This window comes from Lentzea rhizosphaerae (assembly GCF_042649515.1).
GTDB classification, from domain to species: Bacteria; Actinomycetota; Actinomycetes; order Mycobacteriales; family Pseudonocardiaceae; genus Lentzea; species Lentzea aerocolonigenes.
In genome coordinates this window covers 1,118,243-1,141,901 of record NZ_JBHRZI010000011.1, presented here as the reverse complement: position 1 = coordinate 1,141,901, position 23,659 = coordinate 1,118,243, and the positions used below count along the sequence as shown (strand labels likewise).

Annotated in this window: 27 protein-coding genes; 21 read left to right on the top strand and 6 right to left on the bottom strand. The window is 68.0% G+C overall.

The features are described 5' to 3' along the window. Positions 1-84 precede the first annotated feature (84 nt). On the bottom strand, positions 85-1,650 hold the full coding sequence (locus ACFOWZ_RS13185) for a Na+/H+ antiporter (protein WP_382372150.1): 1,566 nt from the start codon (positions 1,648-1,650) through the stop codon (positions 85-87). Between the two features lie 28 nt (positions 1,651-1,678). On the opposite strand from ACFOWZ_RS13185, the gene ACFOWZ_RS13180 reads away from it, so the two are divergent. The 5 genes from ACFOWZ_RS13180 to ACFOWZ_RS13160 all read left to right on the top strand — a co-directional run bounded on the left by ACFOWZ_RS13180 (position 1,679) and on the right by ACFOWZ_RS13160 (position 7,087). Continuing rightward, positions 1,679-1,939 (top strand): UBP-type zinc finger domain-containing protein, encoded by a 261-nt coding sequence (locus ACFOWZ_RS13180; RefSeq protein WP_382372149.1) that lies wholly within the window; start codon positions 1,679-1,681, stop codon positions 1,937-1,939. A gap of 113 nt (positions 1,940-2,052) precedes the next feature. After that, a complete protein-coding gene (locus ACFOWZ_RS13175) occupies positions 2,053-3,942 on the top strand; it encodes a TRAP transporter permease (protein ID WP_382372676.1) in 1,890 nt (629 codons plus the stop codon). Next, on the top strand, positions 3,932-4,909 hold the full coding sequence (locus ACFOWZ_RS13170) for a TAXI family TRAP transporter solute-binding subunit (protein ID WP_382372674.1): 978 nt from the start codon (positions 3,932-3,934) through the stop codon (positions 4,907-4,909). The genes ACFOWZ_RS13175 and ACFOWZ_RS13170 overlap by 11 nt, the downstream gene beginning before the upstream one ends. Positions 4,910-4,925: 16 nt before the next feature. Beyond that, on the top strand, positions 4,926-6,182 hold the full coding sequence (gene purD / locus ACFOWZ_RS13165; protein WP_382372148.1) for a phosphoribosylamine--glycine ligase: 1,257 nt from the start codon (positions 4,926-4,928) through the stop codon (positions 6,180-6,182). After that, entirely contained in the window at positions 6,179-7,087 is a 909-nt protein-coding gene (locus ACFOWZ_RS13160; RefSeq protein WP_382372147.1) for an ADP-ribosylglycohydrolase family protein, read from the top strand. The genes purD and ACFOWZ_RS13160 overlap by 4 nt, the downstream gene beginning before the upstream one ends. Here the strand turns inward: ACFOWZ_RS13160 and ACFOWZ_RS13155 are convergent. Together ACFOWZ_RS13155 and ACFOWZ_RS13150 are read right to left on the bottom strand one after the other, a co-directional pair. After that, positions 7,077-7,925, bottom strand: a complete 849-nt coding sequence (locus ACFOWZ_RS13155; protein WP_382372146.1) for an AraC family transcriptional regulator — start codon at positions 7,923-7,925, stop codon at positions 7,077-7,079. The two genes, ACFOWZ_RS13160 and ACFOWZ_RS13155, sit on opposite strands and share 11 nt — an antisense overlap. A 10-nt stretch (positions 7,926-7,935) precedes the next feature. Then, positions 7,936-8,298: a hypothetical protein gene (locus ACFOWZ_RS13150; RefSeq protein ID WP_382372145.1), complete on the bottom strand. Its 363-nt coding sequence runs from the start codon at positions 8,296-8,298 to the stop codon at positions 7,936-7,938. 143 nt (positions 8,299-8,441) lie between these two features. On the opposite strand from ACFOWZ_RS13150, the gene ACFOWZ_RS13145 reads away from it, so the two are divergent. The 9 genes from ACFOWZ_RS13145 to ACFOWZ_RS13105 all read left to right on the top strand — a co-directional run bounded on the left by ACFOWZ_RS13145 (position 8,442) and on the right by ACFOWZ_RS13105 (position 15,989). Further along, complete coding sequence (locus ACFOWZ_RS13145) at positions 8,442-8,891, top strand: hypothetical protein (protein WP_382372144.1); 450 nt, start codon at positions 8,442-8,444, stop codon at positions 8,889-8,891. Positions 8,892-8,893: 2 nt separating this feature from the next. Continuing rightward, on the top strand, positions 8,894-9,481 hold the full coding sequence (locus ACFOWZ_RS13140) for a DUF3558 domain-containing protein (protein WP_382372143.1): 588 nt from the start codon (positions 8,894-8,896) through the stop codon (positions 9,479-9,481). A 135-nt stretch (positions 9,482-9,616) separates the two neighbouring features. Further along, the gene (locus ACFOWZ_RS13135; RefSeq protein WP_382372142.1) at positions 9,617-10,774 is read left to right on the top strand and encodes a hypothetical protein; all 1,158 of its coding nucleotides are present in this window, start codon (positions 9,617-9,619) and stop codon (positions 10,772-10,774) included. A 22-nt stretch (positions 10,775-10,796) separates the two neighbouring features. Next, on the top strand, positions 10,797-11,534 hold the full coding sequence (locus tag ACFOWZ_RS13130; protein WP_236703033.1) for an ESX secretion-associated protein EspG: 738 nt from the start codon (positions 10,797-10,799) through the stop codon (positions 11,532-11,534). A gap of 134 nt (positions 11,535-11,668) precedes the next feature. Further along, positions 11,669-11,974, top strand: coding sequence for a hypothetical protein (locus ACFOWZ_RS13125; RefSeq protein ID WP_382372141.1), 306 nt, complete (start codon positions 11,669-11,671; stop codon positions 11,972-11,974). A gap of 1 nt (position 11,975) precedes the next feature. Continuing rightward, the gene (locus ACFOWZ_RS13120; RefSeq protein WP_382372140.1) at positions 11,976-13,136 is read left to right on the top strand and encodes a transglycosylase SLT domain-containing protein; all 1,161 of its coding nucleotides are present in this window, start codon (positions 11,976-11,978) and stop codon (positions 13,134-13,136) included. Positions 13,137-13,758: 622 nt separating this feature from the next. After that, positions 13,759-14,889, top strand: a complete 1,131-nt coding sequence (locus ACFOWZ_RS13115) for a pyridoxal phosphate-dependent aminotransferase (protein WP_382372139.1) — start codon at positions 13,759-13,761, stop codon at positions 14,887-14,889. Positions 14,890-15,075: 186 nt separating this feature from the next. Continuing rightward, entirely contained in the window at positions 15,076-15,225 is a 150-nt protein-coding gene (locus ACFOWZ_RS13110) for a hypothetical protein (RefSeq protein WP_030465871.1), read from the top strand. A gap of 38 nt (positions 15,226-15,263) precedes the next feature. Then, entirely contained in the window at positions 15,264-15,989 is a 726-nt protein-coding gene (locus ACFOWZ_RS13105) for a potassium channel family protein (RefSeq protein ID WP_382372138.1), read from the top strand. On the opposite strand, the gene ACFOWZ_RS13100 is transcribed toward ACFOWZ_RS13105, so the two are convergent. Together ACFOWZ_RS13100 and ACFOWZ_RS13095 are read right to left on the bottom strand one after the other, a co-directional pair. Further along, positions 15,933-16,529 (bottom strand): HAD-IA family hydrolase, encoded by a 597-nt coding sequence (locus ACFOWZ_RS13100; protein ID WP_382372137.1) that lies wholly within the window; start codon positions 16,527-16,529, stop codon positions 15,933-15,935. The genes ACFOWZ_RS13105 and ACFOWZ_RS13100 overlap by 57 nt on opposite strands. Continuing rightward, positions 16,529-17,470 carry a threonine aldolase family protein gene (locus ACFOWZ_RS13095; protein WP_382372672.1) on the bottom strand — a complete coding sequence of 314 codons (942 nt, stop codon included), beginning with the start codon at positions 17,468-17,470 and terminating at the stop codon, positions 16,529-16,531. The genes ACFOWZ_RS13100 and ACFOWZ_RS13095 overlap by 1 nt, the downstream gene beginning before the upstream one ends. 183 nt (positions 17,471-17,653) lie before the next feature. On the opposite strand from ACFOWZ_RS13095, the gene ACFOWZ_RS13090 reads away from it, so the two are divergent. From ACFOWZ_RS13090 to ACFOWZ_RS13060, 7 genes are read left to right on the top strand one after another with little or no spacing between them, the layout of a single operon-like run. Next, a complete protein-coding gene (locus ACFOWZ_RS13090) occupies positions 17,654-18,172 on the top strand; it encodes a SigE family RNA polymerase sigma factor (protein ID WP_030465875.1) in 519 nt (172 codons plus the stop codon). 20 nt (positions 18,173-18,192) lie between these two features. After that, positions 18,193-18,861 carry a hypothetical protein gene (locus tag ACFOWZ_RS13085; RefSeq protein ID WP_382372136.1) on the top strand — a complete coding sequence of 223 codons (669 nt, stop codon included), beginning with the start codon at positions 18,193-18,195 and terminating at the stop codon, positions 18,859-18,861. Positions 18,862-18,888: 27 nt separating this feature from the next. Then, positions 18,889-19,473 carry a TetR/AcrR family transcriptional regulator gene (locus tag ACFOWZ_RS13080; protein WP_382372135.1) on the top strand — a complete coding sequence of 195 codons (585 nt, stop codon included), beginning with the start codon at positions 18,889-18,891 and terminating at the stop codon, positions 19,471-19,473. 57 nt (positions 19,474-19,530) lie between these two features. After that, positions 19,531-20,064 (top strand): SigE family RNA polymerase sigma factor, encoded by a 534-nt coding sequence (locus ACFOWZ_RS13075; protein ID WP_030465878.1) that lies wholly within the window; start codon positions 19,531-19,533, stop codon positions 20,062-20,064. Continuing rightward, complete coding sequence (locus tag ACFOWZ_RS13070; RefSeq protein WP_382372134.1) at positions 20,061-20,816, top strand: hypothetical protein; 756 nt, start codon at positions 20,061-20,063, stop codon at positions 20,814-20,816. Before ACFOWZ_RS13075 ends, ACFOWZ_RS13070 begins: the two co-directional genes overlap by 4 nt. A 26-nt stretch (positions 20,817-20,842) precedes the next feature. After that, positions 20,843-22,261 carry an adenylosuccinate lyase gene (gene purB, locus ACFOWZ_RS13065; protein ID WP_382372133.1) on the top strand — a complete coding sequence of 473 codons (1,419 nt, stop codon included), beginning with the start codon at positions 20,843-20,845 and terminating at the stop codon, positions 22,259-22,261. Further along, positions 22,258-23,052 (top strand): MOSC domain-containing protein, encoded by a 795-nt coding sequence (locus tag ACFOWZ_RS13060; RefSeq protein ID WP_382372132.1) that lies wholly within the window; start codon positions 22,258-22,260, stop codon positions 23,050-23,052. Before purB ends, ACFOWZ_RS13060 begins: the two co-directional genes overlap by 4 nt. Before the next feature lie 118 nt (positions 23,053-23,170). On the opposite strand, the gene ACFOWZ_RS13055 is transcribed toward ACFOWZ_RS13060, so the two are convergent. Then, positions 23,171-23,605 (bottom strand): hypothetical protein, encoded by a 435-nt coding sequence (locus tag ACFOWZ_RS13055; RefSeq protein WP_382372131.1) that lies wholly within the window; start codon positions 23,603-23,605, stop codon positions 23,171-23,173. Positions 23,606-23,659 lie beyond the last annotated feature (54 nt).

Below are 23,659 nucleotides of genomic sequence, written 5' to 3'. Positions count from 1 at the left end.
CGTTCGACCTCCCAGTTCGTGTTGAGAGCGCACCCAAGCATCGCAACACGAAATGCAGGTGAACGGTTACTCACGGGGCAGTGCCTATTCACGTGACAGGGCGGCTTCCTCCAGGTCCAGTTCGCGCAGCACCCGGAACAGGACCTCGTCGTCGATCTCGCCGGCGTCCCGCGCCTTGATGAACTCGTCGCGTTCCGCGCTCAGCATCACCCTGCGCAGCCTGCGGTACGCGGCCGCCGGGCTCTCCTCGTCCTGGCGCCCGAGCCGTTCCCACGCGGCGTTGCCCCGGTGCTCGGCGAGCGAGCGCAGCTGGTCGCGCACGTGCTCGGGCACGTCCTCGATCTCCTGGTCGAGCCGGTTGACCGCCGCCTGCGCCGCCCGGTGCTGGATCTGGGCCTCCGCCAGCGCGTCCTTGCGGGCGTCGTCGCCCTCGAACCCGATCTTGTTGATCACCCACGGCAGCGTCGTGCCCTGCAGCAGCAAGGTCGAGACCGTGACCACGAAGGCGCAGAACACGATGATCTCGCGGCCGGGCACCTCCGGCGGGATCGCGGCCGCGGCGGCGAGCGTGACGACACCGCGCATGCCCGCCCACGCGATCACCGTCACCTGACCCAGATGCGGCCGGCGTTCCTTCTCGCGAAGGCGTTTGGACAGGAAGACCGGCAGGTAGGAGGCCGGGTACATCCACACGAACCTGGCCAGGATCGTCGCCAGCAGCACAGCCCCCGCGCCCAGCAGCAGCCCGGCGTTCAGGTCGACGTCGCTGATGATCGCCGAGACCTGCAGCCCGATGAGCGCGAAGACGAACGACTCCAGCAGCACGTCCACCGAACGCCACACCGCCGCGTCCTGCAGCCGCGTCGTGTAGGTGCCGCGCGGCGAGTGGTGGCCGACGTAGAGGCCGGCGACGACGACCGCGAGCACGCCGGAGAACTGGACGTCGGCGAACAGGTGCGGGCCTTCTTCTGCGAGCAGGTAGGCGCCGAACGGCACGAGCAGGCCCAGTGCGCTCTCCAGCACGCCCTCGCACAAGCGCTTGCGCAGGAACCGGACGGCGACACCGACGACGAGCCCCACGGCGATGCCACCGACCGTGACCAGCAGGAACATCCCCACGCCCGCGACGGGGTGCATGGCCGTGCCGACCGTGGCCGCCACCGCGACCTTGAACGCGGTCAGCGCCGTGGCGTCGTTGATCAGGCTCTCGCCGACCAGCAGCGTCATCGCCCGGCGTTGCAGCCCGAGTTTCCGCCCGATCGCGACGGCGGCGACAGCGTCCGGCGGCGCCACGACCGCGCCCAGGACCAGCGCGGCCGCGAACGGCAGGTCCGGGAAGACCAGCTTCGCCGTCACGCCCACCGCGAACGTCGTGAACAGCACCAGACCGACCGCGAGCAGGCCGATCGGCCGCAGGTTCGCCCGGATGTTGAGGTACGAGCTGTCCAGCGCGGCGCTGTAGAGCAGCGGCGGCAGCACCAGGACCAGGATCAGGTGGGGATCGAGCTCGAACTCCGGCACGCCCGGTATGAACGAGACCACGAGCCCGACGGCCACCAGCACCAGCGGCGCCGACCAGTTCAGGCGGCGCGCGATGGAGGTGACGACCAGCGCCCCGAGCAGCAGCAGCAAGAGTTCAGGCCCGACCATGCGCTCATTCTGCGTAAAGATGGAACGCATGACCTGTTCGCACGTGGGAGCGCTGCCCGCAGCGGTCGCGCCGGAGTCCACCGAGGGGTGTGTCGACTGCCTCGCTCTGGGCGAGCGCAACTGGGCTCACCTGCGGATGTGCCTGTCCTGCGGACACGTGGCGTGCTGCGACTCGAGCCCGCACAAGCACGCGACCGCGCACTTCAGGGCGTCCCAGCATCCGGTCATGCGCTCGTTCGAGCCGGGCGAGGACTGGCGCTGGTGCTATGTGGACAGTGCCGTCGTCTGAGGACTTTGCAATCCCTTTGGATTGATCGCCTAACGCTGTGATCGGCCCCACAGTACGGTCGGTTCGTGGCCAACCCGGACCTCGCCCGCATCGTCGCGGAGCACGACGAGGAGATGCCGTCGCGTTCGCTCTCACCCAGGTGGGAGCGGGCGCTGTGGATCGCCGGCCTGCTGATCGCACTGCTGGTGCTCAAGCAGGTCTTCTTCCCGTTCGCCAAGGGAAGCCAGTACTACCTGATCATCTTCCTGGCGGTGACGCTGCCGCTGGTGTTCCTGTCGTACGGCCGCGGGCACACGCCTCCCTGGTGGGACTGGGTGCTGGCGGCGCTCGCATTCGTCGTCGGCGCGTATCCGCTGTTCGGGGGCTATGACGCGTTCCTGAACCGGCAGGGTCAGCTGACCACGCTGGACGTGATCGCGGGCGCGGTGCTGCTCGTGCTGATCCTGGAGGCGTGCCGGCGCACGACCGGCTGGGTGCTTCCGGTGGTGTGCCTGGCGTTCATCGCCTACGCGTACTACGGCGGGTTCCTGCCGCCGTCGTGGTCGATCGCGCACTCCGGCGTCGACTTCTCCCAGATCATCAACGGTTTCTTCAACGACTCCAGCGGGTTCTACGGGACACCGCTCGACGTGGCGGCGACGTACATCGTGCTGTTCACGATCTACGGCGCGGTGCTGAACGCTTCTGGTGCGGGCAAGTTCTTCGTGGAGATCAGCTTTGCCGCCTTCCGGAAGTCGCGGACGGCACCGGGGCGCACGGCGGCGACCGCGGGCTTCCTGCTGGGCACGGTCTCGGGTTCCGGTACCGCGACGACGGTGTCGCTGGGCGCCGTGACGTGGCCGATGCTGAAGAAGGCCGGGTATCCGAAGGAGAACGCGGGCGGGCTGCTCGCGGCGTCCGGCATCGGCGCGATCCTGTCGCCGCCGACGCTGGGCGCGGCGGCGTTCATCATCGCCGAGTACCTGGAGGTCTCGTACCTGTCGGTGCTGATCTGGGCGATCATCCCGACGCTGCTCTACTACCTCGGCATCGCGCTGGCGGTCGAGGCCGACGCGCGGCGGTTCGGGGCCAAGCCGGTCGACGTGGACGCGCCGCGGTTCCTCGACGTGCTGAAACTCGGCTGGTACCACTTCCTGTCGCTCGGGATCATCATCGTGTTCCTGGCGCTGGACATCCCGGTGTACAAGGCCGTCGTGTACGCGACGGGTGTCGCCGCGCTGTTCGCGTTGATCAACCACCGGCGTGACTGGTTCCGGATGATGGCCGACGCGTTGTCGACCGGTGTGCGCTCGGCGTTCCCGGTGATCGCGGTGTGTGCGGCAGCCGGTGTGATCACGTCGACGATCACCAAGACCGGGCTGGGGCAAGCGCTTGCGGGGTCGTTGGTGGACCTGGCTTCCGCCGTTTCCTCCGAGCCCGTCGTCGTGCTGATGCTGACGGCGATCTTGGCGGCCGTCGCGGTGTCGGTGCTCGGTCTGGCCGTGCCGGTGACCGCGTCGTTCATCATCTCGTGGGTCGTGATCGGGCCGGCGTTGATCACGCTGGGCGTGGAGCCGGCCGAGACCGCGATGTTCATCTTCTACTACGCGGTGCTGTCCGAGGTGACGCCTCCGACGGCGCTGGCTGCGGTCGCCGCCGCCGCGCTGACCGGCGGCGACGTCATGAAGACCATGTGGCAGACGTGGAAGTACACGCTGCCCGCGTTCCTCGTGCCGCTGGCGTTCGTGCTGACAGAGGAGGGCTCCGCGCTGCTGTTGCGCGGGCCGTTGCTGGACTCGGTGTGGACGTTCGGGGCGTCCGCGCTGGGGGTCGCCGCTCTCGCCGTGCTGACGGGCGGCTGGTTGTTCGGTCCCGCGCGCTGGCCGGAACGCCTGTTGTGCGTGCCGGCGGCGTTGTTCCTGCTCTACCTGCAGCCGTTGACGATCGCCATCGGGGCCGGGTTCCTCGTGGTGGCCGTGGCGGTACACCTGGTTACCCGTGGGAGGGTTCGTGATGCTGCGTAAGTACGCGATCGGTGCGATCGCATTGGCGCTCGCGGTCTCGGGGTGTGGCGGCAAGCGCACGCCCACGACTCCGGACGCTTCGGGTGGCGGGGCGTCGTGCGAGGCGTCCGACGGCCGGATCACGATCGCGACCGGCAACTCCGGTGGCGTGTACTTCGTGGTCGGTGGCGGCCTGGCGAAGCTGATCAGCGACAACTCGAAGCTGAAGGCGTCGTCCGCCGAGACGGGCGCGTCCGTGCAGAACATCCAGCAGCTCGTGTCGGGCACGTACGACATCGCGTTCTCGCTGGCCGACACCGCCGCCGACGCGATCAACGGTGCCGGGGCGTTCAACGGCAAGAAGGAGAAGATCGCGGCGCTGTCGCGGATCTACCCGAACTACACGCAGGTGCTCGTCCGCGCCGACTCCGGGATCAACTCGGTGGCGGACATGAAGGGCAAGCGCATCTCGACCGGGTCGCCCAAGTCGGGCACCGAGGTGATCGCGGGCCGCCTGCTGAAGTCGGCGGGTCTCAACATCGACTCCGACGTTCAGGCCCAGCGGCTGGACCTGACCAAGACCGCGGACGGGATGAAGGACGGCAGCATCGACGGCCTGATCTGGTCGGGCGGGTTGCCGACGCCGCAGATCACGGACATCACGACGTCTCTCAAGGACAAGGTCAAGTTCATCGACATCACGCCGCAGCTGGCGGAGATGAAGAAGATCAGCCCCGTCTACGACACCGGGACGATCCCGGCCGCGACCTACGGGACCGCGGAGGTCAAGACGATCGTCGTGCCGAACCTCCTGCTCGTCCGCGAGGACTTCGCGGCGAACAACGCGTGCGCGGTGACCAAGCTGCTCTTCGACAAGAAGTCCGACCTGGAGAAGGTGCACCCGGCCGTGAAGGACATCTCGAAGGACAAGGCGTCGGCCACCGACCCCGTTCCGCTGCACCCTGGGGCGAAGCAGGCACTGGGCTGAACTACGCTGGGCCATCGTGCGCGTCCTGGTCATCGGGTCTGGAGCCCGTGAGCATGCCCTTGTCCTCGCGTTGTCGCGCGACCCGCAGCTGACTGCTTTGGCGTGCGCGCCTGGCAACGCGGGCATCGCCGGGCACGCCGAAATCTACGGTGTGGACGTCGCAGACGCCTCCGCAGTCGCCACCCTCGCGAAGGAGTGGAAGGCAGACCTCGTCGTCATCGGCCCCGAACAACCACTGGTCGTCGGGGCCGCTGACGCCGTCCGAGCTGCGGGAATCCCGTGCTTCGGGCCTTCGAAGGCGGCTGCTCGGATCGAAGGTTCCAAGGCGTTCGCGAAGGACGTCATGAACGCGGCGGGGGTGCCGACCGCCCACAGCGAGGTCGTGGACAACCCGGCCCGTCTGGACGCCGCGCTGGCTCGCTTCGGCCCGACGTGGGTCGTGAAGGACGACGGCCTGGCCGCCGGCAAGGGCGTCGTGGTGACGTCGGACCTGGCCGCTGCCCGCGCGCACGCGATGACGTTGCTCGACGGCGGCCACCCGGTGCTGCTGGAGTCCTTCCTGGACGGTCCCGAGGTGTCGCTGTTCTGCGTCACCGACGGTGTTTCCGTCGTGCCGCTGATCCCGGCGCAGGACTTCAAGCGCGTGGGTGACGGAGACCACGGTCCGAACACCGGCGGCATGGGTGCGTACGCGCCGCTGCCGTGGGCACCGTCCGGGCTCGTTGATGAAATCGTTTCGCGTTGTGTGCAGCCGGTGGTCGACGAGCTGCGCGCCCGCGAGACGCCGTTCGCCGGGCTGCTGTACGCGGGCCTGGCGCTGACGTCGTCCGGCGTGCAGGTGATCGAGTTCAACTGCCGCTTCGGTGACCCGGAGACGCAGTCGGTGCTGGCTCTGCTGAAGTCGCCGATCTCCTCGCTGTTCCTGGCGGCCGCCACCGGTTCGCTGGGTTCGCTCGCTCCTCTGGAGTGGGAGAACGGCTACGCCGTGACCGTCGTCGTGGCGGCCGAGGGCTACCCGAGCGTGCCGCGCACCGGTGACGTGATCACCGGCGCCGAGGCCGAGGGCGTGCTGCACGCCGGCACCCGCCGCCGCGAGGACGGCGCCGTGGTGTCCGCCGGCGGCCGCGTGCTGTCGGTCGTGGGCACCGGCAAGTCGCTCGCGAAGGCCCGTGAACGTGCCTACAAGCGCGTCGCGGACGTCCACCTCGCCGGCTCGCACCACCGTTCGGACATCGCGCTGAAGGCCGTCGACGGCAAGATCACGCTGCCGTGAGCCTCCTCGGTTGCGTGCTGGGCGGGGCCGTGGGCGACGGCCTCGGTGCGCCGATCGAGTTCTCGTCGATCGACGTGATCCGCCGCCAGTACGGCCCCCAAGGCGTGGTCGATCTGCCTTCGCTGGAGATCACCGACGACACCCAGATGGTCCTCTTCACGTTGGAGGGCCTGGTGTTGGCGCGCCAGCACGGCGTCGACCCGTTGCTGACCGTGCGGGCCGCCTACGCGCGCTGGCTGCACACGCAGGGCGGCCCACCGGTCGCCGACGACGGCTGGCTGATGTCGGACCAGCGCCTGCACTCACGGCGGGCGCCGGGCCACACCTGCATCACCGCGTTGAAGCACAACGAGAAGAACAACTCGAAGGGCTGCGGCGGCGTGATGCGCGCCGCCCCCGTCGCCGTGTGGTCGAGCGACGTCCGAGAGGTCTTCGAGCTGGCCGTGGGCACGGCGAAGATGACGCACCACCACCCGAGCGGCTACCTGTCGGCAGGCGCGCTGGCAGTGATCGTCCGTGCCCTGCTGGGAGGCGCGGACCTGCTGTCGGCAGTAGCTGTCGCACGTGCCGAACTGGTCCGCTGGGAAGGCCACGAGGAGCAGACCTCGTTGCTGGACAAGGTGGTCACCCTCGGCCCGCTGACCCCGGAAGAGATCGAGTCCGAACTCGGCGGCGGCTGGGTGGGCGAAGAAGCCCTCGCCATCGGCCTGCACGCCGCACTGGTAGCGCCCGACTTCGCAACGGCAGTTCGCGTCGCCGTCAATCACTCAGGCGACTCGGACTCGACGGGTTCGATCTGCGGCAACATCCTCGGCGCCCGAGACGGCGTCGCCGCGATTCCTTCTGACTGGCTCGAGGTCCTGGAACTGCGGGACGTGATCGAACGCCTGGCCCTCAGCTGGTGACCGGAATCCACAACTCGGCCGTGGCCGTGTCCCCGTTGATCTGCGTCTGCAACAGCGAAGGCCCCTCAACGCTCTGGTAGCTGTTCGACGGGAACCACTGCGTGTAGATGTCCCGCCACATGTACTGAATCGTCTCGGGATATGGCCCCTCGCTCCGGAACACGGCCCACGTGTTCTTGGGCACCGTCATGGTCTCCATGTCCTCGGGCGCCGGCTTGGACGTCACCACCCCCTGGAAGTAGTCGAGGTGATCCCCCTCCTCAACGCCTTCCTGGTTGGAGGTGATGGCGAGGAGACCGTTCGGCTCCCCGTCGCTGAGCGCTTTCATCCGCTCCAGCGTCGGCATGCCGATGCCCTTGACGAACTCGACGATCGCGGGGTTCATCCCCAGGTGCACCAACGGCACCCGCGTCCCCCGCCCAACGACCTGGAACGCGTCCTTCTCGACGATGCGGTACTCCATGCTCGTACTCCCTTCAACGGTCAACCTGAACGTGAGAATCTGCTGCGACTGCAACGGTTTCTTCTGCACCCGCGCCTCGTGCGGCCCTACCTCGTGCATGGCCTTGAACGCCCTCGCAAAGGCCTCGTTGGACCCGTAACCCCACCGGACGGCGATGTCGAGCAGCGAGTCCTGTCCACTGAGGACCTCACTCGCCGCCTTCGTGAGCTTCCGCCGCCTGATGTACTCGCTGAGCGGAATCCCGGCGAGCGCACTGAAGAGCCGCCGCAGGTGGTACTCACTGGTGCCCGCGATCCGGGCGAGCAGCTTGACGTCGACCTCGCCTTGGAGGTCTTGCTCGATGCGGGCCATGGCCTCGTTGAGTCGTTCCAGCACGTGCTCAACGCTATGGGGTGAGGTGGGCGCGCACCCGACTTCCTGTGCCCTGTCCGATCGCCTCGCGAACCTCGGCCGGCGTCTTCTGCGCGATGGGCGTGAGCATCGGGCTGTACTGCTTGCCCTGACTGATGGCCCGCTCGCCCTTCTTGATCAGGAGTGCCTCAGCGACACCCGCGCCCACCAGCACCAGTGCTGTGAAGATGATCGTGATGATCAGCCCGGTGCGCTTCTTTCTGCGGCGGCGGAAGTGTCTGCTGCGGATACTGCTGAAACGGATGAGGCTGTTGAGGCAGGGAAGGCTGCGATGCCCATGGACGTGCTCGCCCAGGTGGTCGTGTGCGTTCCCACCCCCAAGTCGCGGAATCACCACGCGGCGCCATCGGAAACGAAACGCAGAGTGACGTGGAACCAACGAGGGGTGGTCTTCGTCCAACCACAGGTACGTCTTACGCAGGCGTTGGTAGCCTGCGAAGCGGGACCGAACCGTTACCAACCGTACGGGGGTAGGACGTCGTGACACAGGAGAACGCGGGGGCGGATGCCGTTCTCGGCGCCGGTGCGGGACTGGCTGGTGGCGCAGTGGCTGGTGCGGTCAGCGCGTTCAAGGCGGCTTCGTCGATCATGGACAGAATCTCGTCCGGTCCGTCGACGCAGCAGTTCCACGTTGACAAGGACACCGTCATGCAGGCCGGCAGGGTCATCCACGACCAATGGATGCTCCTCAGGGACGCATACGGGCGCACGGTTCCCAAGCTGCGAATCGTCTCGATGGACGGCAAGGTCACTTCTGATGTCGTCAACGCCTGGAATGATCGACTGGTCTTTCACGATGACTCCTACGCCAACCGGATCATGGAGTACATGAAGGCCCTGGAGAGTCTTTCTGATCAGCTGAAAGAATCGGCGAAGCAGTACGGATTCACCGACGAAGAGATCATGACGACGTTCAGGCCGAAAGTGTGACGATGCGTATCTTCAATGTAGCTGCCGCGATCATCTGTGTGGCGATTGTGTCGGCCTGTACCGCCGGTGGTGAAAAGGGGAGCCCAACTCCCGCGCCGTCAACCGATTCACCGGCTAGTACTTCGGTGAACGACATGCCTGCGCGGCCAAAGAGTATTGACCTCGGTTCTGTCGACACCTGCAAGTTGCTCACAGAAGACCAGATGAAGCAAATCAACGTGCTCTCTTCTCAGTCGGAGAACCTGGACCTGGTGGATGGGAAGCAATCTCCTGCCTGCCATTACTCCAACGAGGGTCGTTACACATATGCCGTTGGTGCGGTTACGCACAACGGTGTTTCGTATTGGCTCCAGGGTGGCGGCAACGTGACGACCAAGGTTGTCAAAGTTGCCGACTACGGTGCTGTGAAGATCGAGTTGTCGGGTGGAAGCGGTTTTGACTGTTCGATTTCCGTCGACGTCGCCGACGGGCAGCAGTTGATGGTGAGCTACATTCCGATGACGACGGGTGAAAAAGATCAGGCGGTGCTCTGCGGGAAGGCTGAGAAGGCCGCCGGCTTCGCGCTTGCGACGCTCAAGAATTTGAAGTGAGGGGGAGCCATGTCGGGTTATCGGCAGCTCACTGACTGGAACTTCGAAGGTTGGTCCAACCAGGAACTCGCGAATGAGGTCCAGAAGCTTTCTGGCACCTCGGTTGCTTCGAAGTTCAGCGAAGCATCCGCCGCATTGCGTGATCTTGCCAACACCCTGGAATCCGTCGACAGCACGATTCGGGACGAGCTCAAGAAGCTCAAGATCGAGTGGGGCGGCGCTGCGGGCGAGAAGAGCCACGAGAAGACGGACGTGGTGGCCGCCGGCATCGACGACAGCAGCCAGGCATCTCAGCAGAACTCGCAGGCGATGACGCAGCAGGGCGAGAGCACCAGCACCGCCCGCCACAGCACGCCCAACTCACAGGACCTGCGCGGCGACACCGAGACGAACCTGCTGGACAAGGGTGCGAGCCTCATCGGCATCGAGACCGACCACGCCGCCCAGGTCGCGGCCACGAACCAGGCGCGTCAGCAGGCGATCGACAGCCTCAGCGGCTACACGTCCAACAGCCAGGGCGCGTTGGACTCGTTCCGCACGCCCAACCAGCCACCGGACATCGTCGTGACCAGCGGCGCCGTGGCCACCCCCGTCGGCACCTCCGTCAGCCCGCTCCAGTCAGGCCCTCCCGGCATCCACGGCGGCCCGGGCTTCACCGGCACACCAGGAACCCCGGGCTCACCGGGTGTCCCCCTCGGCCCCACGCCGAGCATCCCCGGCAACAGCACGGGCGTGATGCCCGGTCCCGGAACCCCGACCCCCATCGCGTCCGGCCCCGGCCTGCCCAAGCCGTTCGGCGTCCCGTCGCTCGGCCTCACCGCCGCGACCGCCGCTGCCAGTGGTCTCGCGGGTGCCACGAGTGCCGCTCGCGGGCCGCAGGTCGTCGGTGGCGGGCGCGGGCCCAGCCAGGCTCCGAAGACTCCCATCGCTCCCACCGGTCCCAAGGGTGCGCCCAGCACGATCGGTGGCGGCAAACCCGGCGCCGGTGGTCCTGGTGGTGTGCCCGGCGGTCCTGGTGCGACCGGTGCCGCGGCCAAGGGCGGCGCGATGACGCCCGGTGGTGCCAGCGGTGTCGGGCCCGAGGCGAACCGGCCGGGAGCCGGCGCCGGCAAGGGTGGCCCCGGTGGCAAGGGTTCCGGGTCGCTCATGTCCCCCGCGGCCGGCGCGGCCAAGGGTGAGGGCGACGAGGACGGCGAGCACGTGCGCAAGTACGGTGTCGACTCCGACGACGTGTTCGGCGACGAACGCATGGTGGTGCAGTCCGTCATCGGCGAAGACCCGAAGGACCAGTAATCCCTTGAGCTCACCAGGTTCTGTGGTTCTGTCCACAGTGGAGTTCGCCGTGGTCTGGGAGGCGCAACGCCTCCCGGCCGCGCACGTCGCGCTCGACACGCGGATTCCCTCCATCACCCACACCGAGAAGGCCGAGGTGGTGAAGCGGGCCTGGGAGTCGCTGGAAGCACGCGGCCTGGCCGTCAACGGCCGGGTCGTGCCCGAGCTCGCGGACGGGTTCGCCCTGCTGGCGAACCCGCAGGTGGCGATCGACCTGTGGATCTGGGCCGACCGGCAGATCAGCGGGCTCGCCGCGGCCATCGGGGACGAGGCGATCCTGGCCGTGCAGGACCGCGACGAGATGTGGTTGATCGAGGCCCGCGGCACCGCTCTCGCCGAGGCGGCGGTGTCCGTCGCCGGTGAGATGCCTGCCGGGTTCGGGCGCTCGATCAGCCTCCCCTACGACGACCTCGTGGCCGCGGCCAAGGGCGTCGGCCTGGACGCGCAACGCATGATCACCACGTTGGAGCGCCAGGGAATGCGCCTCGGCGACGCCCAGGAGCTCGCCGGGATGCTCGACGGCACGACCACGCGCGGGCAGTTCGGAGTGCAGCGCAACGGACAGCGCGCCGGCCGCGTCGTCTCCTTCCACGACACGCACAACGGCCGCTACCTCCGTCAGCTCAAGCCGAGCAGCGACGGGCGCAAGTGGTGCACCATCACGCCCGTCGACAACCACCGCTTGGCCGGCTCCATCTGGGAGCTCCTCCAAGAGGTCTGATCGCGGAACGTCCGCGCTCACCCCTGCGTCTCACCCTCGAACATCACCCGACCGCGTTGAAAGGGCGAATCCTCGCCCTTCTCGGCGCAATCAGTTCTATGGTCGTCGGGTAGACATCGAGGGGGTAGGCGCGCATGGCTGTGGCGAAGTTCAACAGCGAAGCCATGGAACAGTGCCGCACGACCGTGAGCAGTCAGGCCGGACAATTCGGCGCGATCGGTGACGGCTTTTCCAATCAGTACGGCAATCCGGACATTTTCGGAAAACTCGGCGCTTCCGGTGCGATCTCCGGCGCGGTGACCACAATGGATCAGGCGGGCACGCAGGAGTTCGAGGCGGCCGAGAAGGTCCTGCGCAAGGTCGAGACCGCACTCGACGCGATCCAGACCAACGTCGAGGACGTCGAGGAAGCCAACAAGAACTCCATGAAGGCGGTGTGACGTGAGCGCGATGGACGAGGTCGCCGCACTGCCCGGCGGAGCAGAGCTGGCCGCGCTCGCTGACAAGATCGAGACCGCGCAACCCCAAGCCGTGCGCGACATCGCGAGCCGCTGGAAGCAGGCAGCGGGCAAGTGCGGCGACCAGACGAACGTCCTGCAGAGGTCCGTCACCCAGCTCGACGGCGCCTGGGAAGGCAGGTCCGCGGACGGCTTCGTCGCCTACATGGGCAACCTCACGAAGTGCGGCACGGCGATGACCGACGCGCTCAACAACGCCGCGACCGACCTGGAGGCGGCCGCGAACGCGCTGGAAACCGCGAAGTCCTCGATGACTCGCATCTGCGAGAACCTCCTGAGCCGCGCCCGCCAAACGCGCCAGCAGCTCCACAACCAGCCGCAGGAAGACGTCGACAGCGTCATCCGCGGCTACTGCGCCGAAGCCCTCGGCGACGCCAAGCCCGTTATCTCCCAAGCAGAAAGCGCCCTGAACGCCGCCGCAGGCACCCTGAAGGGCCGCCCCGGCGCGCTGTCGCCGAAGTTCTCCACCCTCGAAGATCCGAACACGCAGACCTTCACCCCGGCCCCCGGCAAGCCGATCGAGTGGGCGCCGACCCCGCCGCCCGACGACTCGACCAAGCAGTCCACAGCGGACTCGCAACCGAAACCCGCCCCCGCCGACCACGGCGGCGGCGGTGGAGGAGGAGGTGGCGGCGCTTCCGGTGGTGGTGGAGGCGGCGGTGGTGGCGGTGGCGGTATGGGCGGCCTCGGCTCCAGCGGCGGTCCGCCTTCGGGCAGCCCACCTCCCGGCAACGTCGAGGAGTGGATCCGCGAGGCCATCAAGATCCTTCAGGCCAACGGCATCCCGGTCACCGAGGACAACATCGACGAGATCTGGAAGATCATCGAGAAGGAGTCCAGCGGCAACCCGCACGCCATCAACCTCTGGGACTCCAACGCCCAGAAGGGCACGCCCTCCAAGGGCTTGATGCAGTGCATCGACTCGACGTTCAACGCCCACAAGCTGCCCGGCCACGACGACATCTGGAACCCGGTCGACAACATCATCGCCGGCGTTCGCTACACGTTCTCGCGGTACGGAGGCTTCGAAGGACACCCAGGACTCAAGGCAATGTCCCAGGGCGGCGGTTACCAAGGGTATTAACGGTCGCCCGATCGGGTCGGCTTTGTCCGGAACCCGGCACCTCTCCGTCATGTATGTCGTGACGGAAATGTGCCGGGTTTCGTTTGTCCACACCCACACGGGTGGGCAATGTCCGGAAACACTGTTGCAGTTTCTCTCGCTAATGCGGAAGTTGCGCGGGGGGCGGCCGAAGGAGAAGGGGACGGAGAGAGGAAGACCCAGGCCGGGTGACGGGTCGGGCAGAGGGTCGGACAGGGGGCGGACAGGGGGTCGGACAGTGACGGCCGGGCGTGCAGACGCGCGGAAGGGGCGGTGCGGGACGGGGCGGTGCGCGGTGGCCAGGGTGCGCGGTGGCCAATGGGTGGTGGCCAGGTGCGTGGTGGGGGCAGGTGTGTGATGGGGACGCGGTGGGGTGGGCACGGATGATGTGTGGTGAGCCCAGCTGGCCCGGCCAGGCGGCGCGGGTGCGCGAGGGGCGGGAGGCATGTGCCGGCGGCGTGGGGTCGGCAGGCGAGGTCGGCGCGAGAGGCGTGGGCCTGGCAAGACGCGTGGCGTGAGTTGGCAGGCCCGGCGGTGTGGGCCGGGCAGAGGCTCGGACGAGATGGCGCGCCCCGGCGGCCGGGTGGGGAGTTAGCCTGGCGGCATGCTGACCGTGGCTGCCCGCGCCGACGTCCCGCCCTTCCACGTCATGGACGTGTTGTCTGCTGCCGCGCTTCGGCAGCGGACGCACGGGGACGTGGTTTCGCTGGCTGCTGGGCAGCCTTCGAGTCCGGCGCCGCGGCCTGTGCGGGAGGCGGCGGTTCGGGCCCTTGGTGAGCAGGCGTTGGGGTACACCGAGCAGTTGGGGATTCCTGAGCTTCGGGGGGCCATTGCCGGGCACTACCGGCGGCAGTACGGGCTTGATGTGGTGGCGGACGACGTTGTGGTCACCACGGGGTCGTCTGGGGCGTTCACGTTGGCGTTCTTGGCCGCGTTCGACGCCGGGGATCGGGTTGCCTTGGCGCGGCCCGGATATCCGGCTTACCGGAACATCCTGAAGGCGTTGGGGTGTGAGGTTGTCGAGTTGCCCTGTGGGCCCGAGACGCGGTTCCAGCCCACGGTCGAGATGCTCGATCCGGGCCTCAAGGGTGTGATCGTGGCCAGTCCGGCCAATCCGACCGGGACGGTTGCCGATGTTGCGCCCATTGCGGCGTGGTGTGCGGACAACGGGGTTCAGCTGGTCAGCGACGAGATCTACCACGGGATCAGCTACGGCGAGCCGCTCAGGTGTGCCTGGGAGTTCAGCAGGGATGCGATCGTCGTGAACTCGTTCTCCAAGGCGTTCGCGATGACCGGGTGGCGGCTCGGGTGGATGTTGCTGCCGGAGCGGTTGCGGAGGGCCGTGGATTGTTTGACGGGCAACTTCACGCTTTGCCCGCCTGCGTTGGCGCAGTACGCCGCGGTTGAGGCGTTTCACCCGGACGCGTACGCGGAGACGGCTGGGCATCTGAAGCGGTACAAGACCAATCGGGATTTGCTGCTGGAAGGGTTGACGGACCTCGGGATCGACAAGTTGGCGCCTGCCGACGGGGCGTTCTACGTCTACGCGGACGTTCGGCACCTCACGGACGACTCGATGGGGTTCTGCCGGCGGTTCCTGGACGACACCGGGGTGGCGATCGTGCCCGGCATCGACTTCGACCCCGTGGACGGGCACCACTTCGTGCGGATGTCGTTCGCCGGGGCCACGCAGGACATCGAGGAGGCCCTCCGGCGGCTGAAGGCCTGGCTCTGAGAGTCCCGGAATCCCCAGGGCCCGAAGTTCCTGCGTCCCGGAGTTCCGAGCGTCCAGAGACCCGGAGCGTCCAGAGACCCGGAGCTCCAGAGACCCGGAGACCCCGAACCCGAAGAACCTCAAGAGCCCGAAGAGCAACAAAGCGCGCCCGTCGCACGTTCACGAGGAGGAGAAGGGGAGGAACTCATGTGGGCGATCATCGGGTGGCTGGTGGCGATCTGGATCGTGCTGGCCGTCGTCGGGGCTGTCGTCAAAGGCCTTTTCTGGCTCGCTGTGATTGGAGGACTACTCCTCGCAGGCACGGCGGCTTACGGTGCGATCAAATCCAGGCGATGACCCTGGATTAAACCGAACGAACCGCTCACCATGGGGCGGTGTTGCTAGCCAACGAGGCCCGCCTCGAGCGGTGGGAGCGAAAGGTCGAGTGGCCGTTGACGGCGCTCGCCGTGCTGTTCCTCGTCGCCTACGCGTGGCAGGTGTTCGACGACCACGGGGCGATGCACTTCACGTTGGAAGTCGTGTTGTGGCTGGTCTGGGGCGTGTTCGCGGTCGACTACGTGACCAGGTTTGCGCTTGCCGACAACAAGATCAGGTTCCTCAAAACCCACATTTTCGACCTTGCGGCCGTTGTTCTGCCGATGGTCCGTCAGCTCAGAGTGCTGCGGTTGATCACCGTTATCACGTTGCTCAACAAGAAGTTCCAGCACAAGATCAGGCAGCGGGTCAGTATTTACGTCGCGGGCGTGACGGCGCTCGTCGTCTTTTGTGCGAGCCTTGCCGTGCTGGACGCGGAAAGGCACGCGGAAAACGCCAGCATCACCACGTTCGGGGACGCCCTGTGGTGGACGCTGACCACCATGTCGACGGTCGGGTACGGCGACCGGTTCCCCGTCACGGCCGAGGGGCGGCTGGTCGCGGGGTTGCTGATGGTCGGCGGCATCGCGTTGCTCGGTGTCATCACCGGCACGATCGCCAGCTGGCTCGTCGAGAAGTTGCGCGGCGTCGAGGAAGCCGAGCTCGAGACCGCTCAGGAGCTGCGGAGCCTACGCGCCGAGATCGCCGAACTCCGTGCGGAGCTCAAGGCGCGCAGCAGCAGCTGACGTCCACAGGCGCGCGTCCCAGCCCGCCGCCAGCGCACCCTCCACATTGGACGCCCGGTCGTCGAAGAAGATCACGTCGGACGACCCGATCACGGACTCCACGTGCCGCCAGATCGCCAGGTCCGGTTTCGCCATGCCCAGGTCGCCGGAGAACACCAGGTGCCGGAAGTGCTTGGCCCACGGGACCTTCTCGGCCAGCCGTGCGAACGTGACCGGCGCGTTCGACAGCAGCGCCAGCGGCACGCCCAGCGAAGCCAGGTCCTCGATCAACGCAACGGTGTCCACCACCGGGTCGTCCAGCCAACCGGCGTTGTCGAGAGAAGTCATCTCGCGCACGACAGTGGAGTCGAACGAGAGCCCCAGCGCCGACCCGATCAACGACCAGTACTCGGCATCCGACCCGCCGCGGTCGTACGCGTCACGGTCCCAGTACGCCGCCTCGAACGCTTCCAGCGAGACCCCGAGCCGCGCAGCCATGAGAGGCAGTGCCGGATTCCGCTGGCTGATGACCTCGCCGAAGTCGAACACGATCCAGCGCATCAGGCGTCCTCCCGCAGCCGGCGCAGCAGTTCGGCGACGTCCGACGAGTCCACGTCGCCGTGCGTCACGAACCGGACCTTGCCGGCCATCGGGCTCGCGAACACCCCCACGTCGCGCAGTACGGCCAGGGTCTTCTCCACGTCCGGGACCGACGCCATCACGATGTTCGTCGCCGGCTCGGCGACCTCCCACCCGAGCGTCCGCAGCCCGGCGGCCAACGCCGAGGCGTGAGCGTGGTCGTCGGCCAGACGGTCGATCCGGTCCAGCGCGACCAGGCCGGCCGCCGCCAGCACGCCGCCCTGCCGGACGCCGCCGCCGAGCATCTTCCGCACCCGGCGCGCCTCGACCACGAACGACGAGGATCCCGCCACGACCGACCCGACCGGCGCCCCGAGCCCCTTCGACAGGCACACCTGCACGGTGTCCGCGCCCACGGTCAGCGCGGCGGGCGGCACCCCGAGTGCGACCGACGCGTTCCACAGGCGGGCGCCGTCCAGGTGCACCGCCAGCCCGACGGATCGGGCGGCCGACACCAGCAACGCGTGCTGGTCGGGCTCCGTCACCGTGCCGCCGGACGCGTTGTGCGTGTTCTCCAGGCACAACAACGTCGTGCGCAAGCCGTAATAAGGAGACTCGCCACCACCGGCGGCCACCACGGCCTCGGGTGAGAGGACCGCAAGCCCGTGCGGCATCCCGCCCGCCAGCCACGCGGCGGTGCCGAGCTCGGCGTCCAGCACGTGCGCGCCCAGGGGAGCCAGGAACCGGTCACCGCGGGAGAGGTGCAGGAACAACGCGATCAGGTTGCCCATGGACCCCGACGGCACCCACAGCGCGGCCTCGACACCGAGCAGGGCCGCGACCCGCTCCTCCAGCGCAGCCATCGTGGGGTCGTGGTCCAGCACGTCGTCGCCGACCTCGGCCGCCGCCATCGCGCGGCGCATTTCCTCGTCCGGCTGGGTGACGGTGTCCGAGCGCAGGTCGATGGGGGTCACGGCTCCGATCACATCACATCCGGTGAACGACCGCGGGGGTGATGTAGCTCTCTCCGGAGGTTCGTGCAACCGTTGGTCCCTCAGATTCCGTCCGGTAAGTGCAACTCGAGGAACGAGCGGAGAGCAGTCCGCGTGGATCAGCGCGACGAGCAGGAGTTCGCGGAGTACTTCGTGGCTCGCCGTGAGGCCGTGCGCCGAACGGCATACCTGCTGTGCGGCGACTGGCACCGCGCTGACGACTTCGCGCAGACGGCGTTCGTGGCGGTGCACAGGAGGTGGCGGAAGATCCGGGACAAGCAGGCTCTCGACGCCTACGTCCGGCGCACGCTCGTCCGCGCGGTGATCGACGAGTCGCGTCGTCCGTGGCGGCGCGAGAAGTTCACCGACGAACTGCCGGAGTCGCCGACCCAGGACGGCGAGATCGGCGACGCGGTGGCGACGCGCGAGGCGTTGATGAAGGGCCTGCGCAGAGTTCCGCCGCGGCAACGGGCCGTGCTCGTGCTGAGGTTCCTCGAGGGCCTCGACGTGACGGCCACGGCCGAAGTCCTGAAGTGCTCGGAAGGAACTGTGAAGAGTCAGACCGCCCGCGGGCTGACCGCGTTGCGGGAAGCTCTCGGAGACGCCATCGACGACCTGCGACCGGCGTCGTGACCAGCGAGAGGAGGACGTAGATGGACGAGCAGAAGCTCGCGGACCTGTTCCGGGACGCGGCACACGACGCACCACCCGCGTCCTTCGACGCGGGCGACGTCCGAACTGCTTCGCGACGCGCCACGCTGCGCAGGCGCAACTCGATCGCCGCCGGCACTACCCTGGTCGTGGTGCTCGGCCTCGGCGGTGCCGTGGCGAGCACCGCCTGGCTCGGCCCGGAAAAGGGCGCCAACGTGAGCCAAGAGAATTCTGGGCAGCAGCAGGACAACACGGCACAATCGCCGATGTCCGTGGAGGAGCAGAAGAACTTCCCTGGCAACGACGGGTCCACGCAGGGGGACTCGACGCCGCCGGGAAGCACCGGTCTTGCGACCGGTGAGAGCGCAGTGCAGGGCTGCGCAGGTGTGGACCGAGAGCTCGCAGACGCCCTCGCCAGCGAGCTTTCGGTCTCACCGGTCCACGCGATCCCGCCGACGGTGACGTGTTCACCCGACTCCCGCTCGGCCGCGTTCAAGATCGACGGGCTGACGATCACCGCGATCGTCACGCCGCAGTACTTCGAGGCTCCCGCCGGCGCGGAGAAGCTGAAGACCCCGAAGGGACAGGACCTCTACGTCTTCACCCAGGGCGACGGAGAGCTGAAAGGCAAGGTCGGACCGGTCGCCGCCGCACTGGCCCAGAGGTTCTGATCAGCCGCCAAGTACCCTGGCGCGACTATGACGGCAGCAACCCCCAAGGGCGAGCGCAGGCGGCAGGCGCTCGTCGAGGCCGCGTCCGAACTGCTCGTGGAGGGCGGGTTCGACGCGGTCCGGCACCGCGCGGTCGCCGAACGCGCAGGTCTGCCGCTCGCCTCGACCACGTACTACTTCGACTCGCTGGACGAGCTCATCACCGCGGCCGTCGAGTTCCACGGCCGTGCCGAACTGGCGAGCTGCCGGCAGCGCCTCGCGACGATCTCGGGGCAGCTCTCTGACGACGACGTGCTCGTCGAGCTGGTTCTCGACCTGCTGGTCGGCCAGGACGTCACCGACACCGAGACGATGCTGCTGCGCTACGAACGTCTCGTGGCGACCGGCCGCCGCCCGTACCTGCGGCCGTTGATGCGCGTGCTGTCCACGGAGCTGCACGAGCTGATCGCCGACATCTTCGCCCGCTCCGGCCGTGACGTCGCCGCGGACCGGATCGAGGAGCTGATCGCGCTCGTCGACGGTGCGATGGTGAACGCGTTCATCGAGCTGAAGCCGGACCCGCGCGCCGTGGCGGCCAGGATGCTCCGTTCGGCTCTTTTGCGTCAGGCGTGATGCAACCCCGCGTTCCTCTGATGCGTTCCCCTGTTTGAGGACGCGAGAGGGGATCGCATGCGCAAGGCCGATGAGCAGGGCTTTCGCGAATTCGCGGCAGCCAATGCCGCGTCTTTGCGACGCACTGCCTACCTGTTCTGTGGCGACTGGCACACGGCTGAAGACCTGATGCAGTCGAGCCTCATGAAGATGTACATGGCCTGGAAGCGCATCAAGGACCTCGACAACCTGATCGCCTACGCCCGCAAGGTGCTGCTGCGCACCTGGCTGGACGAGAAGCGCAGGCCGTGGCGCAGAGCCGAGCAGCGAGACGGGGAGCTGCCGGACGCCGCGGACGCCACCGTGGATCCCGACACCACCAGCGCGAAGCTGTGGGCGCGTGAGCTGGTGCACACCGCGTTGCTGCAGGTGCCGCCGAGGCAACGAGCGGTGCTGGTGCTGCGTTATTTCGAAGACCTGTCGGTCGCCGAGGTGGCGGTGGCCATGGGGTGCACCGAGGGGACGGTCAAGAGTCAGACGGCGCGCGGTCTCGCGACACTGCGCACCGTCGTGGAGAAGCTCGACAACAGTTCGGGGAGGGTCGCGTCGTGAGTGAGCAGGAGATCCGTGAGGGAATGCTGCTGGCCGTCTGGGACGAGCCGCCGCTCGACTTCGACCCGGACAAGCTGATCCGGCGGGTGGAGCAGAAAAAAAGTCGTCGCCGAGCGCTGGTCGCTGTGGGCGTGGCTACGGCGATGATCGTCGTGACGTCACTCGCGCTGCCGGGGCTGTTGCCGCGCGACCAGGACGGGCAGCTCGCCTCGGAGGTCCCGCCGCCGTCGACGTCCGCGCCCCCGAGCGTGTCGCCGGAGAAGAAGGGCCAGCGCATCGGCGACCGGCTGGCGGAGAAGCTCGGGCTGAGGATGACCAACTTCAAGGAGGTCTACGCGAGCTTCCGCGCGGGCGCGTACGCCTACAACCCGAACTCGCAGACGACCCCGCCGCAGAGGCCGTGGGACCCGGAGCTGTCCGGCCTCGTGCACTTCACCGACGAGATCGGGCCGACCTCGCTCCGCGTGATCCTCACCAAGGACAGGACTGTCGCCGAGCAGATCTGCTCGGGAGCGACCACGTGCCGGGAAGTCGCGCAGAGCGACGGAACGACCGTCACCGAGTCCACGGTCGTGCAAGGTTCGGAGATCGCGCGGTCGACCGCACTGCGCAAGTTCCCGAGCGGCTACTACGCGGAGATCAGCAGCTTCAACTACAACCCGGCGACGAGCGACGGGCTGAGGAAGACGGCGCCGGTGCCTGTGGAGGTGCTCACAACGCTGGTCACGGACCCGGACGTGCACTGGGAGTGAGTCGGCGGTGCACTAGCCTGAGGGGCGTGACCAAGCCCCGCATCGCCAACGTCCTCGCAGGTCGCTACGCCTCCACGTCGCTCGCGACGCTGTGGTCGGCCGAGCACAAGATCGTGCTGGAACGCCAGCTGTGGCTCGCGGTGCTGCGCGCCCAGGCGGCGGCGGGCATCGACGTGCCGGCCACCGCGATCGCGGACTACGAGCGCGTGCTGGAGCAGGTCGACCTGGAGTCGATCGCCGCGCGGGAACGGGTGACGCGGCACGACGTGAAGGCGCGCATCGAGGAGTTCAACGCGCTCGCGGGCCACGAGCAGGTCCACAAGGGCATGACCTCGCGCGACCTCACCGAGAACGTCGAGCAGCTGCAGGTGCTGCGGTCGCTGGAGCTGATCAGGTCCAAGGTCGCCGCGGTGCTCGGACGCCTCGCGCGGCTCGCGGCCGAGCACTCCGACCTGGTCATGGCCGGGCGCTCGCACAACGTGGCGGCGCAGGCCACGACGCTGGGCAAGCGGTTCGCGACGGGCGCCGACGAGCTGCTCGTCGCGTTCTCCCGCCTCGACGAGCTGATCTCCCGCTACCCGCTGCGCGGCATCAAGGGCCCGGTCGGCACCGCCCAGGACATGCTCGACCTGCTCGGAACGCCGGAGAAGCTCGAGGAGCTGGAGCGCACGGTCGCCGGTCACCTCGGCTTCGAGCGCGTGCTCACGAGCGTCGGCCAGGTGTACCCGCGCTCCCTCGACTTCGACGTCGTGTCGACGCTCGTGCAGCTCGCCGCGGCGCCGTCGTCGGTCGCGAAGACGATCAGGCTCATGGCGGGCCACGAACTGGTGACCGAGGGCTTCAAGCCCGGTCAGGTCGGGTCCAGCGCGATGCCGCACAAGATGAACACCCGCTCGTGCGAGCGCGTGAACGGCTTCGCGGTGATCCTGCGCGGCTACCTGTCGATGGTCGGCGAGCTCGCGGGCGACCAGTGGAACGAGGGCGACGTGTCGTGCTCGGTGGTCCGCCGGGTCGCGCTGCCGGACGCGTTCTTCGCGTTCGACGGTCTGCTGGAGACGTTCCTGACGGTGCTGGACGAGTTCGGCGCCTACCCGGCCGTGGTCGCGCGTGAGCTGGACCGCTATCTGCCGTTCCTCGGTACCACGAAGGTGCTGATGGCGGCCGTGCGCGCGGGTGTCGGCCGCGAGACCGCGCACGAGGCCATCAAGGAGAACGCGGTGGCCGTGGCGCTGGCGATGCGCGAGCAGGGCCTCGCGGAGAACGACCTGCTGGACCGCCTCGCCGCAGACTCGCGCCTCCCGCTCGACCGTGCCGCGCTCGACGCGCTGCTGACCGACCGCCTGTCGTTCACCGGCGTGGCGTCGGCGCAGGTCAAGTCGCTCGTGGAGCAGGTCGCCGCGGTCGTCGACAAGTACCCCGCCTACGAGCCGGAGCCGATTCTGTGATCGTTGCCGACCTGGTCGTCTACCCGATCAAGGGCTGCGGAGGGTTCTCCGTCACGTCGTCGGCCGTCGACCTCACGGGGTTGCGGGACGACCGGATGATGATGCTGGTCGACGACGAGGGCGTGTTCCTGTCGCAGCGCAAGATGCCGGCGATGGCCGCGCTGCGTCCGTCGCTCGTGGACTCCTCGCTGGTCGTGGGCGGGGAGTCGTGGCCCGTCGTGCTCGACGGGCCACGGGTTCCGGTCGTCGTCCACACGTGGAACGGCCTCGGGATCGACCAGGGAGACACTGCCGCCGAGTACTTCTCCGACGTGTTGAAGAAGTCGGTTCGGCTCGTGCGGACGCCTCCGGACCTGCGTCGCGAGACGACCGGGGAGACGACCGGCCTGGTGGGGTACGCCGACGGCAACGCGCTGCTGCTGATCTCGCGGTCCTCGTTGGACGGTCTGAACGAACGCATCCTGGACCGCGGCGGCGAGCCCGTGCCGATGAACCGGTTCCGCCCCAACGTGGTCGTGTCCGGATCGCCGGAGCCGCACGCGGAGGACGCGGTGCGGCGTGCGGTGATCGGTGACGTGGAACTGGCCTACGCCAAGGACTGCGTGCGGTGCGCGGTGCCGATGGTCGACCAGGAGACGGGCGTGAAGTCCGGTCCGGAGCCGATCCGGTCGCTCGCCACCTACCGGCGCGACCCCGACGGCGGGGTGACGTTCGGGATGAAGGCCCAGGTCGTGCGCACCGGCACGATCGCGGTCGGCGACAAGATCGACGTCCTGGAGTGGCGCTCCTAGGTCGTGTATCGCGGGCGCCTGCCGTTTGGCGCGAAAAGCACGTTCGGGCCGATAGATGGCCCGAACGTGCTTTTCGCGCCAAAAAATGTGCCTGGCCCGCTTGGCTTCGATGCCGGCCCTAGGCCTTCTGCCAGCGCAGACGGTCGCCGCGCTGCGCATCCTTGCGGCAGACCAGCGGCTCGCCGAGGAACCCGATGCCCTGCGCGCCCTCGGGATTGCACCGCGCGCCTTCGCTGACGAACAGGCCCTGCTGCGGGGGTTGGGTCGTCGTCGTGGGCCGCGCGGGCGGCGGTGCCTGCACGGGTGGCGGCTTCGGCTGCGTGGTCGTCGTTGTCGTGGTGGTGGTCGTCGTCGAGGACGTGGTCTTCACCGTGATGTCGGCGACGTCCGGCGTCGGGACGATGCTCACCGACTGGGTCGTGCTCGTGTTCTGCGGGCCTCCCGAGGGGGACGAAACGGGCGTGGAGTCGGTGCTCCACCCCGCGATGCCCAGCACGACGAGCAGTGCCGCGCTGGCCAGAGCAGGGATCCACAACGCCTTTCGGGTGAACACGGGTGCACCTTAAGGGTCTGCGAGCTTGATCTGTAGGGGTGAAGGGGTGTGCAT